12 protein-coding genes, 1 other RNA gene and 1 other annotated feature are annotated in these 14,737 nt (G+C 40.0%); of the genes, 11 read left to right on the top strand and 2 right to left on the bottom strand.

Going from position 1 to position 14,737, the window contains the following annotated elements; genetic code table 11:
- Positions 1-48: 48 nt before the first annotated feature.
- Both QNH48_RS23165 and dtd read left to right on the top strand, forming a co-directional pair.
- Positions 49-2,244 (top strand): RelA/SpoT family protein, encoded by a 2,196-nt coding sequence (locus tag QNH48_RS23165; protein WP_095250059.1) that lies wholly within the window; start codon positions 49-51, stop codon positions 2,242-2,244.
- Positions 2,245-2,257: 13 nt separating this feature from the next.
- Entirely contained in the window at positions 2,258-2,701 is a 444-nt protein-coding gene (gene dtd / locus QNH48_RS23160) for a D-aminoacyl-tRNA deacylase (RefSeq protein WP_283952168.1), read from the top strand.
- A 188-nt stretch (positions 2,702-2,889) separates the two neighbouring features.
- Here dtd and QNH48_RS23155 read toward each other — a convergent pair whose 3' ends face one another.
- Positions 2,890-4,635, bottom strand: coding sequence for an N-acetylmuramoyl-L-alanine amidase family protein (locus QNH48_RS23155; RefSeq protein WP_283952167.1), 1,746 nt, complete (start codon positions 4,633-4,635; stop codon positions 2,890-2,892).
- Positions 4,636-4,801: 166 nt separating this feature from the next.
- On the opposite strand from QNH48_RS23155, the gene QNH48_RS23150 reads away from it, so the two are divergent.
- The 7 genes from QNH48_RS23150 (at position 4,802) to QNH48_RS23120 (ending at position 11,652) form a co-directional block, all read left to right on the top strand.
- Entirely contained in the window at positions 4,802-4,978 is a 177-nt protein-coding gene (locus QNH48_RS23150) for a hypothetical protein (RefSeq protein WP_165978987.1), read from the top strand.
- 56 nt (positions 4,979-5,034) lie between these two features.
- Positions 5,035-5,296: a binding site (T-box leader), on the top strand.
- An 80-nt stretch (positions 5,297-5,376) separates the two neighbouring features.
- A complete protein-coding gene (gene hisS / locus QNH48_RS23145) occupies positions 5,377-6,648 on the top strand; it encodes a histidine--tRNA ligase (protein WP_283952166.1) in 1,272 nt (423 codons plus the stop codon).
- Between the two features lie 14 nt (positions 6,649-6,662).
- Positions 6,663-8,453: an aspartate--tRNA ligase gene (gene aspS, locus QNH48_RS23140; protein WP_283952165.1), complete on the top strand. Its 1,791-nt coding sequence runs from the start codon at positions 6,663-6,665 to the stop codon at positions 8,451-8,453.
- 48 nt (positions 8,454-8,501) lie between these two features.
- Positions 8,502-8,697: non-coding RNA, 6S RNA (ssrS, locus tag QNH48_RS23135), on the top strand.
- A 218-nt stretch (positions 8,698-8,915) separates the two neighbouring features.
- The gene (locus QNH48_RS23130; protein WP_283952164.1) at positions 8,916-9,683 is read left to right on the top strand and encodes a tRNA threonylcarbamoyladenosine dehydratase; all 768 of its coding nucleotides are present in this window, start codon (positions 8,916-8,918) and stop codon (positions 9,681-9,683) included.
- 99 nt (positions 9,684-9,782) lie between these two features.
- A complete protein-coding gene (locus QNH48_RS23125) occupies positions 9,783-10,709 on the top strand; it encodes an ABC transporter ATP-binding protein (RefSeq protein WP_283952163.1) in 927 nt (308 codons plus the stop codon).
- Positions 10,702-11,652, top strand: coding sequence for an ABC transporter permease (locus tag QNH48_RS23120; RefSeq protein WP_283952162.1), 951 nt, complete (start codon positions 10,702-10,704; stop codon positions 11,650-11,652). The genes QNH48_RS23125 and QNH48_RS23120 overlap by 8 nt, the downstream gene beginning before the upstream one ends.
- A 30-nt stretch (positions 11,653-11,682) precedes the next feature.
- Here the strand turns inward: QNH48_RS23120 and QNH48_RS23115 are convergent, their stop codons facing one another.
- Entirely contained in the window at positions 11,683-12,954 is a 1,272-nt protein-coding gene (locus QNH48_RS23115) for a replication-associated recombination protein A (RefSeq protein ID WP_283952161.1), read from the bottom strand.
- A gap of 150 nt (positions 12,955-13,104) precedes the next feature.
- Here QNH48_RS23115 and cymR point away from each other — a divergent pair, with 150 nt between their 5' ends.
- Both cymR and QNH48_RS23105 read left to right on the top strand, forming a co-directional pair.
- Positions 13,105-13,524 (top strand): cysteine metabolism transcriptional regulator CymR, encoded by a 420-nt coding sequence (gene cymR, locus QNH48_RS23110; protein WP_283952160.1) that lies wholly within the window; start codon positions 13,105-13,107, stop codon positions 13,522-13,524.
- A 44-nt stretch (positions 13,525-13,568) separates the two neighbouring features.
- Positions 13,569-14,711 (top strand): cysteine desulfurase family protein, encoded by a 1,143-nt coding sequence (locus tag QNH48_RS23105; protein WP_283955865.1) that lies wholly within the window; start codon positions 13,569-13,571, stop codon positions 14,709-14,711.
- The last annotated feature ends 26 nt before the right edge of the window (positions 14,712-14,737 follow it).

The following is a 14,737-nucleotide window of genomic DNA, read 5'->3' as shown; positions in this document are numbered from 1 at the left end:
AGTAAAACATTTAATAATAAAAAATGAGACGAAAAATAAGGTGATTTTATGGCGAACGATCAAGTGCTAACTGCCGAACAAGTCATCGACAAGACGAGGGCATATTTAAACGAGGAGCATTGTGAATTTGTAAAAAGAGCGTACGAATTCGCAAAACATTCTCATCGTGAACAATATAGAAAGTCGGGAGAGCCTTACATTATCCATCCTATTCAGGTTGCTGGAATTCTTGCGGACCTGGAGATGGATCCTGAAACGGTTGCTGCTGGTTTTCTTCATGACGTTGTTGAAGACACTGATGTCACCTTATTGGACATCGAGAATGAATTTAATGACGAAGTGGCCATGCTTGTCGACGGGGTTACGAAATTAGGGAAAATTAAATATAAATCACACGAGGAACAACAGGCAGAGAACCACAGAAAAATGTTTGTGGCAATGGCCCAGGATATCCGCGTTATTTTGATTAAGCTTGCTGATCGTTTGCATAATATGAGGACGCTTAAGCACCTACCTGTTGAGAAGCAGCGTCGGATTTCAAATGAAACACTTGAAATCTTTGCACCTTTGGCCCATCGTCTTGGTATTTCTAAGATTAAGTGGGAGTTGGAAGATACTGCCTTAAGATACTTAAATCCACAACAATATTACCGTATCGTTAACTTGATGAAAAAGAAGCGGGCAGAACGGGAGCAATACTTAGTCGATGTAATGGACGAGGTTCGTGACAGAATGAAAGAAGTGTCCATTAATGCGGAGCTTAATGGAAGACCTAAACATATCTACAGCATTTACCGGAAAATGGTTCAGCAAAATAAACAGTTTAGTGAAATCTATGATTTACTTGCCGTTCGAATTGTAGTGAATAGTATTAAGGATTGCTACGCCGTGCTAGGAATCATTCACACGTGCTGGAAGCCAATGCCTGGGCGTTTTAAGGACTATATTGCTATGCCGAAGCCGAATATGTATCAATCTCTTCACACAACGGTCATTGGTCCTAAAGGCGATCCACTAGAGGTTCAAATTCGCACGTCTGAAATGCACCGAATTGCAGAATTCGGTATTGCAGCCCACTGGGCGTATAAAGAAGGGAAAGCACTTAGTGATACAACTTCTTACGAACAAAAATTAACATGGTTTAGAGAAATCCTTGAATTCCAAAATGACACTGCCAATGCAGAAGAATTTATGGAGTCACTAAAAATTGATTTATTCTCCGATATGGTATTTGTGTTCACTCCAAAAGGTGATGTAATCGAATTACCGTCTGGTTCTGTTCCGATTGATTTTGCTTATCGGATTCATTCTGAAATTGGCAATAAGACGATTGGGGCAAAAGTAAACGGTAAAATGGTTACGCTGGACTATCGGCTTAAGACAGGTGACATTATCGAAATTCTTACCTCTAAGCACTCTTATGGACCAAGCCAAGACTGGTTAAAGCTTGCGCAAACATCACAGGCTAAAAATAAGATTCGTGCATTCTTTAAGAAGCAGCGTCGGGATGAAAATGTCGATAAGGGAAAAGAGCTTGTTGAAAAAGAAATTCGCGGGATGGAATTTGATTTAAAAGAGATCTTAACGGCAGATAATTTGAAGAAGGTCGCCGAAAAGTTTAATTTTGCCAATGAAGACGATATGTATGCAGCTGTCGGCTATAATGGTGTAACCGCATTGCAGGTAGCTAACCGCTTAACTGAAAAATGGCGAAAAAAGCGAGATCAAGAGCAATCGGCAACCATTACCAATGCCATATCTGATATGAAGGCTTTCCCTTCAACAAAAAAGAGGGAATCCGGTGTTCGTGTTGCTGGGATTGATAATTTGTTAATCCGTTTGTCAAGATGCTGCAATCCTGTCCCAGGTGACGAAATTGTCGGCTTCATTACGAAGGGCCGCGGTGTTTCTGTTCACCGAGCTGATTGTACCAATATTGACTCTAATGATGCGCAAACCAGGTTAATACCTGTTGAGTGGGAATCCTCCTTAAATGACCGGAAAGAGTATAATGTTGATATTGAAATTAGTGGTTATGACCGCCGTGGTCTTTTGAATGAGGTCCTGCAGGCGGTAAACGAGACAAAAACCAATATTTCAGCTGTTTCTGGCCGATCTGACCGCAATAAGATGGCAACGATTATCATGTCTATTGCCATTCATAATGTCAGCCATTTGCAACGGGTTGTTGAGCGAATCAAACAGATACCAGATATCTATTCCGTTCGCCGGATTATGAATTAAGGAGTTTTTTGAAATGCGAGTAGTGGTGCAGCGCAGTAAAAATGCAAAGGTAACTGTAGATGGAGAAATAACAGGTCAGATTTCTAAAGGACTTGTCCTCCTTGTAGGTGTCACACATCAAGATAAAGAGGAGGACGCTGCCTTCTTAGCGGAAAAAATCGTTAATCTACGGATTTTTGAAGATGACGCTGGAAAGATGAATTTATCTTTATTAGAAGTTGGCGGTGAAATCCTTTCTGTCTCTCAATTCACTTTGTATGGGGATTGCCGCAAAGGAAGACGACCTAATTTCATGGAAGCTGCAAGACCGGAACAGGCGATTCAGCTCTATGAAGTATTCAATGGTTTATTACGTGAAAAAGGTATCAAGGTTGAAACAGGAATCTTTGGAGCGATGATGGATGTTGAATTAATCAATGACGGCCCCGTTACACTAATTGTTGAGAGTAAAGGATAAAAAATGCTTGGCACTTTAATAGCTGCCAAGCATTTTTTAATTGTCTAGCTACAGCGCCTAGAGGCTCGGGGTCATAAGACGAACCGTCAAGAAGGTAAAGACCAACCTTCTCGCCGGATCGTCTTATGCCTGTCGCCCCTAGGAAAAATCGAACTGCATTTTTCCCTGGGCAAGGCGCTTCCGCTTTTCTAATTTTCTTTAAAATATCTAGCTAATCCGTTATAAATACCGGTGGCTGCATTTTCTTGGAATTGACCAGAGGTCAGCGTCATTTCTTCTGCTGAATTACTTAGGTACCCCAGCTCCATAAGGACTGCTTGTCTTTGATTTTCACGAACGACATGATAATCACCCGAGCGGACCCCGCGGCTTTTTAATTTTGTTAGCGAATTGGTTGAGTTATAAACATATTCTGCGAGTTTTTTTTGATAGGAATGATAGTAGTAGCCTGTCATTCCCCGGACGCTTCGATCCAGGTTACTATCATAATGTAAGCTGAGAAAGGCATCTGCCTGATGGATACTCGCGAGTCTTACCCTTGATGGCAGCGGAAGATACGAATCGTTACTTCTTGTAAGAAATACATTTGCGCCAGCCGCTTTTAACTTATCAGATAAAAGTTGGGCAGTCCTTAGTGTTAATTCTTTCTCAAGGGTTCCACTCGATCCTGTTGCCCCATTGTCAACTCCGCCATGACCGGGATCAATGACAATGGTTTTGTACTTTAGATAACCTTCTGCCCCTTGTTTATCAATACCCGGACCTGTGCCATTGGTAGTCACAAGCCAGCCGGCAATATATCCATTACTATCATTCGACAATTTAATTTCATACCAATCATTTTCGACACTTATTATGTGAAAGGACTCACCTTCATTAACTCGTTGTAGAACAGTCGATTGTACGGTGGGATCCTTTCTGATATTGGTACCATTATGTAGGATTGTTACTTTGCTATCTTTGGCAATTTGGCTCGATTTTTCTTTATCTTTATTAAAATACCATCCTGCTGCCCAGCCAGTTTTTCCTGATTTATATTCGATTTGGATCCAATTATTTACCTCATCAAGAATGGCAAACTCTTGTCCTTTTGAAACGGAGCCAATAATCTTTGAATTTAAGGAAGATCCGTCACGGACACTAAGAGAGCTGGCTGTTACCTTCCCAATTATTCCAGTAGTTTTAGATGGCAGACTTTGAGTCCCTATTTGAACAAATTCACTACTTACCCATGCACTTTGGCCAGAGTACTTAATTTCCAGCCAATTACTCTTTTTTGAATAAATACTAACTGTTGTCCCCTTTGATAATTTGCCAATAATACTTCCTTTGGTAGAAGGCTCATCTCGAATATTCAATGTATCTGTAACAATACCTTTGTCGATGGATTTATTATTATTATTATTATTATCTTCTTTAGAATTAGTGCTATTACTTTTTAAATCCATGAATTCTCTTGCAACCCAGCCTTCACCAAATGATGCAGAGATTTTTAACCAGTTTTCATTCTCATCAAGAACGCTGACAGCTTGTCCTTTATTTAAATAGCCTGTGATACGGAAACTGGTTCCAGGGCCGGAGCGCACTCGTAATTGATTGGTATTAGCTGTAGCACTCATATTTTTTGAATTACTAGAGCTGCTAGTGGTTGTTCCATTAGAGGATTTAGTTATAACCCAGTTGGCAACCCAGCCTGTCTTCGCAGTTGAAAGCTGAATTTGGATCCAATCATCTTTTTCTTTAATAATCGTAAATTTTTCGCCCTTTTTTACTTGCTTCACCAGCTGATAGCTTAGGCCTGGACCATTACGGATGTTAACAGTACTCTCAGCAATGGTGACCGTCCCGTTTGCTGCCACACCTATCTCCTGCGGGAGGAATACAGCAAAAACTAATGTGAAACATACTACTAACAGTATAAATCTCTTTATCATCCTCTCTCTCCCTTCACAATATCTATAATTTTATCGTAAAGCAGAGTGAAAATCATTCCTTATTTGCTAAATTTCTCCTTTTTCCGAAAATCTTGTCTTTCACGTAAGTTTTTTATATGAATGGAAATAATAGAAACTATAGTGATGATAAAGAGGTGATTGAGGGATGAGATCGAGCGATAAGTCAAATAGTATCCAATCAGTTGACAGCAGGCTTTTTGGAGTGGATTTTCATGATTTTATTCAAAGAGAACAAAATAATACTACGTTTGAGCTTGCCTCCGAATTTGGACTAACGATTGGCGATGTTAGAAAGTTGAAAAAACATTTGGAGAGATCCTAAATCCTTCTTGACATTGGATTCAATGCTCCGTATTATTATATAAATAATAAACATGGCGATAACCAATGATGGAGCATAGTAATTAAGGTTAAACATGACAAGAGAGGAAATGCCCTGGGCTGAAAGCATTTCTACATGATTCTTAATGAATGAACACTCCTTAGGCTTCTCTCTGAAAAGGGTTCCTTTAGTCGGATTAAATTCCGCCCTTAGTAGGAGAAGAACGTATGCAGGCGTTAACTGTAAAAGAGGATGTGCATAGATTGTTTATGCCTTCAACTAGGGTGGCACCGCGGGATTATAACTCTCGTCCCTTGTATTTATTTATACAAGGGACGGGAGTTTTTTGTTTTTATAAAGGTTTTACATAAATTAGAAACGGTAAGGAGGAATATGCTATGTCTATTAGCATTCCAAGAGGCACACAGGATATTCTGCCTGGAGAGGTAGAAAAGTGGCAGCTGATTGAAGCAAAAGCGAGAGAGCTTTGTGAGAAATATCAATATCAAGAAATTCGGACTCCAATCTTTGAACATACAGATCTATTTGCAAGAGGTGTAGGTGATACCACTGATATTGTACAGAAAGAAATGTACTCATTTGATGATCGCGGCGGCCGCAGCCTTACGTTAAGACCAGAAGGAACAGCAGCAGTGGTAAGGGCATTTGTTGAGAAAAAAATGTTTGGTTATCCAAATCAGCCCGTTAAGCTTTATTATATGGGACCCATGTTTCGATACGAACGCCCACAGGCAGGACGCTTCCGTCAGTTTGTTCAATTTGGTATCGAAGCATTAGGCAGTAACGATCCTGCAATTGATGCAGAAGTCATTTCACTAGCAATCAATTTATACATGGAAATGGGCTTGAAAAAGCTAAAGCTTGTGATCAATAGTCTTGGAGATAAGGAGAGCAGAACCGCTCACCGCAATGCGTTAGTGAATCACTTTCAGCCGAGAATCGGGGAGTTTTGCCACGATTGTCAAAACCGTCTGGAGAAAAATCCATTGCGGATTCTCGATTGCAAACAGGATCACAATCATGAATTAATGAAATCTGCACCGTCGATTATTGATTATCTAAATGATGAATCGAAGGCATATTTTGAAAAGTTACAGAAGTATTTAACACAATTGGATATTGCGTTTGTAGTCGATCCGAACCTAGTTCGCGGTTTGGATTATTATAATCACACTGCTTTTGAAATAATGAGTGACGCAGAAGGCTTTGGAGCCATTACCACTTTATGCGGCGGCGGTCGGTATAACGGATTGGCCGAAGAAATGGGCGGACCAGAAACCCCTGGAATCGGTTTTGCCATGAGTATTGAACGCTTTCTAGCAGCACTAAATGCTGAAGGAATTGAGCTTGAAATCAATCAAGGTATTGATTGCTATATCGCTTCCCTTGGTGAAGAAGCCAAGGATTATACAGTAGGGCTTCTACAGAAACTGCGCCTTGCAGGTGTTTCCGCAGAAAGAGATTATTTAAATCGAAAAATCAAAGCACAATTTAAAGCAGCTGACCGACTGAATGCAAAATATGTTGCCGTTCTCGGTGACGACGAGCTTACGAACAATAAAATTAACCTTAAAAATATGGCTACAGGCGAGCAAGAAGAAATCGAGTTAACACGATTTGTGGAATATTTTCAAGAACTTAAGAGATAGAGGAGAGGATCTTCATGTATGGGAGAACGTATTTTTGTGGCGATGTACCAGAGTCTGCAATTGGTGAGAAAGTAACACTTAAAGGCTGGGTAGCAAAACGCCGGGACCTAGGTGGATTAATTTTTATTGATTTACGCGATCGTACAGGTATTGTCCAAGTTGTTTTCAATCCGGATTTATCGAAAGAAGCACTGCAAACTGCGGAAAAGATTCGTAGTGAGTATGTTCTAGATATACAGGGGACGATAATTGCCCGTGAGGAAGGAACGATTAACCCAAATTTAAAAACTGGCAAAATTGAAGTTCAAGCTGAAATGGTAACGATTATTAACGAAGCGAAAACACCGCCGTTTACCATTACAGATAAAACGGATGCATCAGAGGATATTCGTCTTAAATACCGCTATTTAGATTTCCGTCGTCCGGTGATTTTTGAAACATTAAAAATGCGTCATCAAGTGACAAAGCAAATCAGAGATTTCCTTGACTCTGAAGGATTCCTAGATATTGAAACACCGATTTTAACAAAAAGTACTCCTGAGGGTGCACGTGACTATCTCGTTCCAAGCCGTGTACATCCTGGTGAGTTCTATGCACTTCCACAATCACCACAGTTATTCAAGCAGCTATTAATGCTTGGCGGGATTGAGCGTTATTATCAAATCGCACGCTGTTTCCGTGATGAAGACTTACGTGCTGACCGTCAGCCGGAGTTTACACAAATTGATATTGAAACAAGTTTCCTTGGTCAAGAGGATATCTTGGGCTTAATGGAAAAAATGATGACTGGGCTGATGAAGGAAGTAAAAGGACTTGAAATTCCTGCTCCGTTTCCACGAATGACCTATGATGAAGCGATGAGCCGTTTTGGTTCAGATAAACCAGATACTCGTTTTGGCCTTGAACTAGTTGATCTTTCTGAGGTTGTTAAAGATTCAGGTTTTAAAGTATTTGCAGCTGCTGTTGCTAATGGCGGTCAAGTAAAAGCCATTAATGTGAAAGGCGGGGCTGAGAAATACTCACGTAAGGATATTGATGCCCTAACAGAATTTGTAGGGGTTTATGGTGCAAAAGGTCTAGCTTGGCTGAAAGTAGACGCAGAGGGATTAAAAGGTCCGATTGCAAAGTTCTTTGCTGAAGAGGATTCCCAAGCGTTAACAACGGTTTTAAATGCTAAAGAGGGAGACTTACTATTATTCGTTGCCGACAAGAAAAATGTCGTTGCTGACGCTTTAGGTGCACTCCGCTCTAAGCTTGGAAAAGAATTAGGGTTAATCGACCAGAGTAAGTTTAACTTTTTATGGATTACAGATTGGCCGCTTCTTGAGTATGGTGAAGAAGAAGGACGTTACTATGCGGCCCATCATCCATTCACGATGCCGGTAAGAGAAGACTTGCCTTACTTAGATACAGACCCGGCTAGAGTTCGTGCACAGGCCTATGACCTTGTATTGAATGGTTATGAGCTCGGAGGCGGTTCACTGAGAATTTTTGAGCGTTCTGTTCAAGAAAAAATGTTTAAAGTTCTTGGTTTTACTTCTGAAGAGTCTCAAGAACAATTTGGTTTCTTGTTAAATGCTTTCGAATACGGTACGCCGCCACATGGCGGGATTGCTCTTGGTTTGGACCGTTTGGTTATGCTGCTGTCAGGCAGTACGAACCTGCGTGATACCATTGCTTTTCCAAAAACGGCAAGCGCCGCAGACTTGTTGACCAATGCACCAGGTGAAGTTTCAGAAGCCCAATTAAAAGAACTTCACTTATCACTAAATGTTACCAATAAAATGAATAAAACGCTTTCATAATCCCTTGAATGGTTTTTTAATCTATGGTATTATAAAGTCAATCAAATAAGTGTCCTGAAATGTTCGTTGTATTACCTAACTTTTGACCAACATTATTTCTTCGGGAGTCTGAAGTCTTCAAGCAGCGTAAAAGCCTCAACCTATACGGTTAAAGGGACTTACATAAACTTGGAATAAGACACCCACCTGCGAGAGTGGCGGGATCAAAAGAAGGAACAAGCGCGACGGCACCATTGGGACCCTTATAAAAATAGTCTCCTGCATAAGCAGGGGGCTATTTTTATTTTTGCTGAGGAAAAGCACATCGATTGTGCCCAAAAGGGCGGTGCTATAAAAATTTGGGTAACAATCACTTTTCATTTTCGAATTCCTATAGAAATACTTGAATTTATAGAGGAGTATGTTATATTTTTTTAGTGTTAAAGATATAGATAAGTCTAATTTGAATTCTGGAGGATTCACATGCTGCATCAATTTTCTCGTAATGAACTTGCTATTGGCAAAGAAGGCCTAGATATTATGAAAAACAGTACTGTTGCTGTGCTAGGGATTGGCGGTGTCGGCTCATTTGCTGCTGAAGCACTTGCTCGTTCTGGAGTTGGAAAGCTGATACTAGTCGATAAGGATACAGTTGATATTACCAATGTCAACCGTCAGCTCATCGCCTTGCTATCAACGGTTGGACAAGAGAAAGCTGAACTTATGAAAGAGCGTATTAAAGATATTAATCCTGATTGTGAAGTCATCGCCTTAAAAATGTTTTATACAGAAGAGACATATGAAGAATTTTTTAAGCATGGTCTGGATTTTGTCGTTGACGCTTCTGATACCATTGTTTATAAAATTCATTTGATGAAAGAATGCTTAAAAAGAAATATTCCGATCATCTCGAGCATGGGAGCGGCCAATAAAATGGACCCAACTCGCTTCAAAATTGCTGATATTTCTAAAACACATACAGATCCAATCGCTAAGGTAATCCGCACGAAACTCCGCAAGGAAAGAATCCACAAGGGCATTCCAGTGGTCTTTTCGGATGAAAGCCCGATTGTTATTCGTGAGGATGTTAAAAAAGAGGTTGGGAATGAAAATGCTCCAATCCGTAAGGCACAAATGCCGCCATCCTCAAATGCCTTCGTTCCTTCTGCTTGCGGGTTGATTATGGCAAGCTATGTGGTTCGAGAGCTGTTAGCCGACATCAAAATTACAAGAGTATCTGACGAAAAATAATAAGCAGCCCCGAATCGTAAAAGGTCGGGGCTATTTTTTTATAAAAATGTTAAATTTATCTATTATGCGTTAAACTTGATAAAGAGAGGGGGAGGTCTTTTGGAATCAATTGTAGTATTAAAAGATGTTACCAAAGTAATTAAAGGACGAACGATAATAGATAATATCAGCTTCGAAGTAAATAAAGGAGAAGTCTTCGGATTTCTTGGCCCCAATGGAGCGGGTAAAACAACCACGATTCGAATGATTGTCGGATTAATGGATATTACCTCAGGTGATATCACAATCGATGGTTATAGTATCAAATCAAAGTTTGAAGATGCGGTAAGACATGTTGGAGCCATTGTTGAAAATCCGGAAATGTACAAGTTTCTAAGCGGCTACCAAAACCTTATTCATTATGCGCGGATGGTGAAAGGGATATCCAAGGAAAAAATTAATGAAACTGTAAAGCTTGTGGGCTTATCGGATAGAATTCATGATAAAGTGAAGACCTATTCCCTGGGCATGCGGCAGCGATTAGGTTTGGCTCAATGTCTTTTGCATGATCCTAAAGTATTGATTTTGGATGAACCGACAAACGGACTGGATCCTGCAGGCATAAGAGAAATCCGTGATTACATACGCCGCCTTGCAAGGGAGAGAAATATGGCGGTGATAGTATCGAGCCATATTCTTTCAGAAATGGAAATGATGTGTGACCGCATTGGTATTATTCAAAATGGTAGTCTCATTGATGTTCAATTGATACAGGAATTTGTACATGGAACTAGTGCAAGTTTTGAATTTGAGGTTATTCCTAGTGAAAAAGCATTAACCTTTATGAATACTAACTTCCCTACTATCTCAGTAACTCATTCACGGAACGGTATTACCATGGAACTAGCAAAAAATGAAGTACCAGCAATGGTAAAGGTGTTCGTTGAAGAAGAAATTCAAGTGTTTGGGATTAGAGAAGTTTCCAAAACATTAGAGGACCGCTTCCTTGAAGTGACAGCAGATAAGGGGGCTATCGATCATGATTAATTTAATTCGTAATGAATTAATGAAAATTTTTAGAAGACCAGGAACCTATGTAATGATTGGGATACTAGTAGTGATTGTCTCTATCACAGGTGTCTTTATGAAGTATAACCTAGTTGAAGAAGAACCTAATGTCACGGAAGATTGGAAACCAGTACTGCAACAGGAAAATGAAGCATTGAAAAGCCAACTAGAATCTAGTCTAATAAAATTGGAGCAGGATTACTATAAGAAACAAATTGCTATCAATGAATACAGGTTAGCGCATGATATTCCTTTTAGAGAAAAGTATAATGTCTGGTCTTTTGTAAAAGACAGTTCAGAGCTTATTCTTTTAGCCGGTTTGTTTACGATAGTAGTGTCCGCAGGAATTGTTGCAAGTGAATTTAATTGGGGAACGATTAAGCTGCTGCTAATTCGGCCAATCAATCGAAGTAAAATATTACTGTCGAAATATCTAACTGTCTTGTTGTTTGCTTTGTTGATGATTGGAATCTTATTTGGTTTTTCAGCCATTCTGGGCGCTATTCTTTTCGGATTCCCAGAACAAACATTGCCGTATTTGAATTATTTCAATGGTAAAGTAACCGAGCAGCACATTATCGTTTACTTAATCATTTACTATGGATTAGGCTCGATTGATATGATTATGTTGACTACAATGGCCTTCATGATTTCATCTGTCTTCCGAAACAGTTCGCTTGCTATTGGATTATCATTATTTCTAATGTTTACGGGCAGTCAATTCACCGCTCTTATTTCAATGAAGTTTGATTGGGCAAAATACATTCTCTTTGCCAATACCAATCTAATGCAGTATATCGAGGGAACCCCGCTGCTTGAGGGGATGACGATGTCATTCTCGATTATCATGCTTATTATCTACTTCGTGATTTTTCAATTTTTGGCTTTTTATGTATTCAATAAGAGAGATGTTGCTGCTTAAAATACAAAACCTCTGGGAATCCCCCAGAGGTTATTTTTTTCGTAATAATTTTTCATATACCATTGCCATTGCTTGTTCAAATTTCCCGGTTTTCTTGGGGTGGTAGTATTGTTTGTTTTTTAATCTGTTCGGCAGGTATTGCTGCGGAACCCAGCCAGATTCATAGTCATGTGGATATAAGTAGCCAATTCCTCTTCCCAGCTCTTTTGCGCCTTTATAGTGAGCGTCACGTAAATGATCTGGCACTTCCCCGATGTTTCCTTTTTGGATATCAGCAAGGGCCTCACTAATTGCAATCACGGCTGAATTGGATTTAGGCGACAAACATAATTCAATGACAGCGTTAGCCAGGGGGATTCTAGCTTCGGGAAAACCAATTCTTTCAGAGGTTTCTATGGCGGCCAATGTGCGTGCACCTGCCTGTGGACTTGCTAGACCAACATCTTCGTAGGCAATAACCAGTAATCTTCTGCTAATACTTTGCAGATCTCCGGCTTCAATTAATCTCCCAAGGTAATGCAAAGCTGCATTTACATCACTTCCGCGAATTGATTTCTGGAATGCCGAAAGCACATCATAGTGCCCATCTCCGTCTTTATCCGAGCCATAGCTTTTCTTTTGCATGCATTCTTCTGCACTTTTTAAATCGATATGGATAGCTTCCTCGTCATCCTTGTCGGTTGATAGAACAGCTAATTCTAGGGCATTCAGGGAGCTGCGGACATCTCCATTGGATGCGGTGGCAAAATGAGTTAAGGCTTCTTCCGTAATATCTATCTGCAGCTTTCCGAAACCGCGTTCTTCGTCCTCAATTGCACGTATTAAGGCAAGTTTCACCTCATCTGGGGTTAAGGGTTTGAGTTCGAAAATTTGACATCTGCTGCGAATCGCAGGATTAATAGCATGATAAGGATTACTTGTAGTTGCACCAATAAGTGTTATCATACCATTTTCTAAAAATGGTAATAGGAAATCCTGTTTTCCTTTATCAAGTCTGTGGACTTCATCCAGAAGCAGGATGACTTTTCCAGACATTTTTGCCTCTGCTGCGACGATTTCCATGTCCTTTTTATTGCTGGTGACAGCGTTAAGAGTACGGAAGGCATATTTGGTACTGCCGGCAATCGCACTGGCAATGGAGGTTTTACCTATTCCTGGCGGTCCATATAAAATCATCGATGTCAGCTGTTTAGCCTTCACCATTCTGGCAATAATTTTATTATCTGCCACTAGATGCTGCTGTCCAACGACTTCTTCAATTGTTCTAGGGCGCATTCGAAATGCTAGCGGCTTTTGCTGCATAATCCATCTCTCCAACTAAATAAATGAGTTCCCTTTAACTCTACCATTTTCGGGATGGAAAAGCATAATAAAGTACAATATGATATAATTGCTAATGCCTATCAAATTACTGTGTATTTAATAATGAATAAAATAATAGAGGTGTATTAAATGAGAATTTCAACAAAAGGGCGATATGGATTGACAATAATGATAGAACTAGCGAAAAATCAAGGAGAGGGGCCAACTTCTCTTAAATCAATTGCTCAAGCAAACCAATTATCTGAACATTATCTAGAACAGCTTATTGCTCCACTTAGAAATGCAGGATTAGTAAAAAGCATCCGAGGTGCTTATGGTGGATATATTCTCGCTGATGTTCCTTCTAAAATTACTGCTGGTGATGTCATTCGTGTACTTGAAGGACCCATTACACTTGTGGAAGGAATCGAAGATGAGGAGCCGGCTCAGCGTGAGCTTTGGATCCGTATTCGTGATGCCATTAAATCTGTTCTCGACAATACTACACTTGAAGATTTAGCAAGCCATAGTAACGATGAGGATACAGATGGTTATATGTTTTATATTTAATGTTAAAAGTAGAATAGAGAATTATTTTGATTGAAGGTGGAATGATGGAAAGAATCTATCTCGACCATGCTGCTACCACTCCGATGCACCCAAGGGTAATTGAAAAGATGATGGAAGTTATGAGCCATAACTTTGGTAATCCATCAAGTATTCATTCTTTCGGAAGAGAAGCACGACATTATATAGACTCAGCACGAGAAACCTTGGCTAAGAGTATTGGCGCAAAAGAAAATGAGATTATTTTTACAAGCGGCGGGACAGAAGCTGATAATATGGCTTTATTTGGTGTTGCTGAAAGCTATCAGCAAAAAGGGAAGCACATTATCACGACTCAAATTGAACACCATGCAGTACTGCATGCATGCCATCGATTAGAAAAAATGGGCATTGAGGTAACCTATCTGCCAGTTGATGAAACTGGGATTATCTCACTTGATGACCTTAAAAAGGCATTAAGGGAAGATACCATATTGGTGTCAATCATGTACGGAAATAATGAAGTGGGATCACTACAGCCTATAAAGGAAATTGGAGAACTTCTCAAATCTCATCAGGCATTGTTTCACACAGATGCTGTCCAGGCGTATGGAATAGAAGAAATTAATGTGGATGATCTCAATGTAGATTTATTGTCTGTTTCCGCCCATAAGATTAATGGTCCGAAGGGAACGGGGTTTCTTTTTGTACGTGACAAGGTAAAGTTGGTTCCTCGTGCTTATGGCGGTGAACAGGAACGAAAAAGACGAGCTGGAACGGAAAATGTTGCAGCCATTGTCGGTTTTCAAGAAGCGGCAATAGTCGCAGCACAAGAACGCTCTGCGAAACGAGAAAAGTATCAAGAATTTAAAAAAACCTTTATAGAACACTTGGCTGAACATAATGTAAAGTTTTCCATAAACGGATTGCTTGAAACTTCCCTGCCTCATGTATTAAACTTAAGCTTTCCGGGAACGAACGTGGAGGCGATGCTGGTGAATCTTGATTTAGCTGGGATAGCTGTATCAAGTGGTTCTGCCTGCACTGCGGGTTCTGTTGAACCTTCACATGTCCTGGTTGCCATGTTTGGTAAAGAATCAGATGTATTAATCAATTCTATCCGTTTTAGCTTTGGTTTTAACACAACAGAAGAGCAAATCATCAAGGCAGCTGAAGAAACGGCAAGAATTGTGTCACGTCTGAAAAAATAGATAGGTGATATTTTAAGGTAATGAGA

This window comes from Neobacillus sp. YX16, assembly GCF_030123505.1.
Lineage (GTDB): Bacteria > Bacillota > Bacilli > Bacillales > Cytobacillaceae > Neobacillus.
Note: the sequence above shows the minus strand (reverse complement) of the source record. Positions and strands in the feature narration are given on the sequence as shown.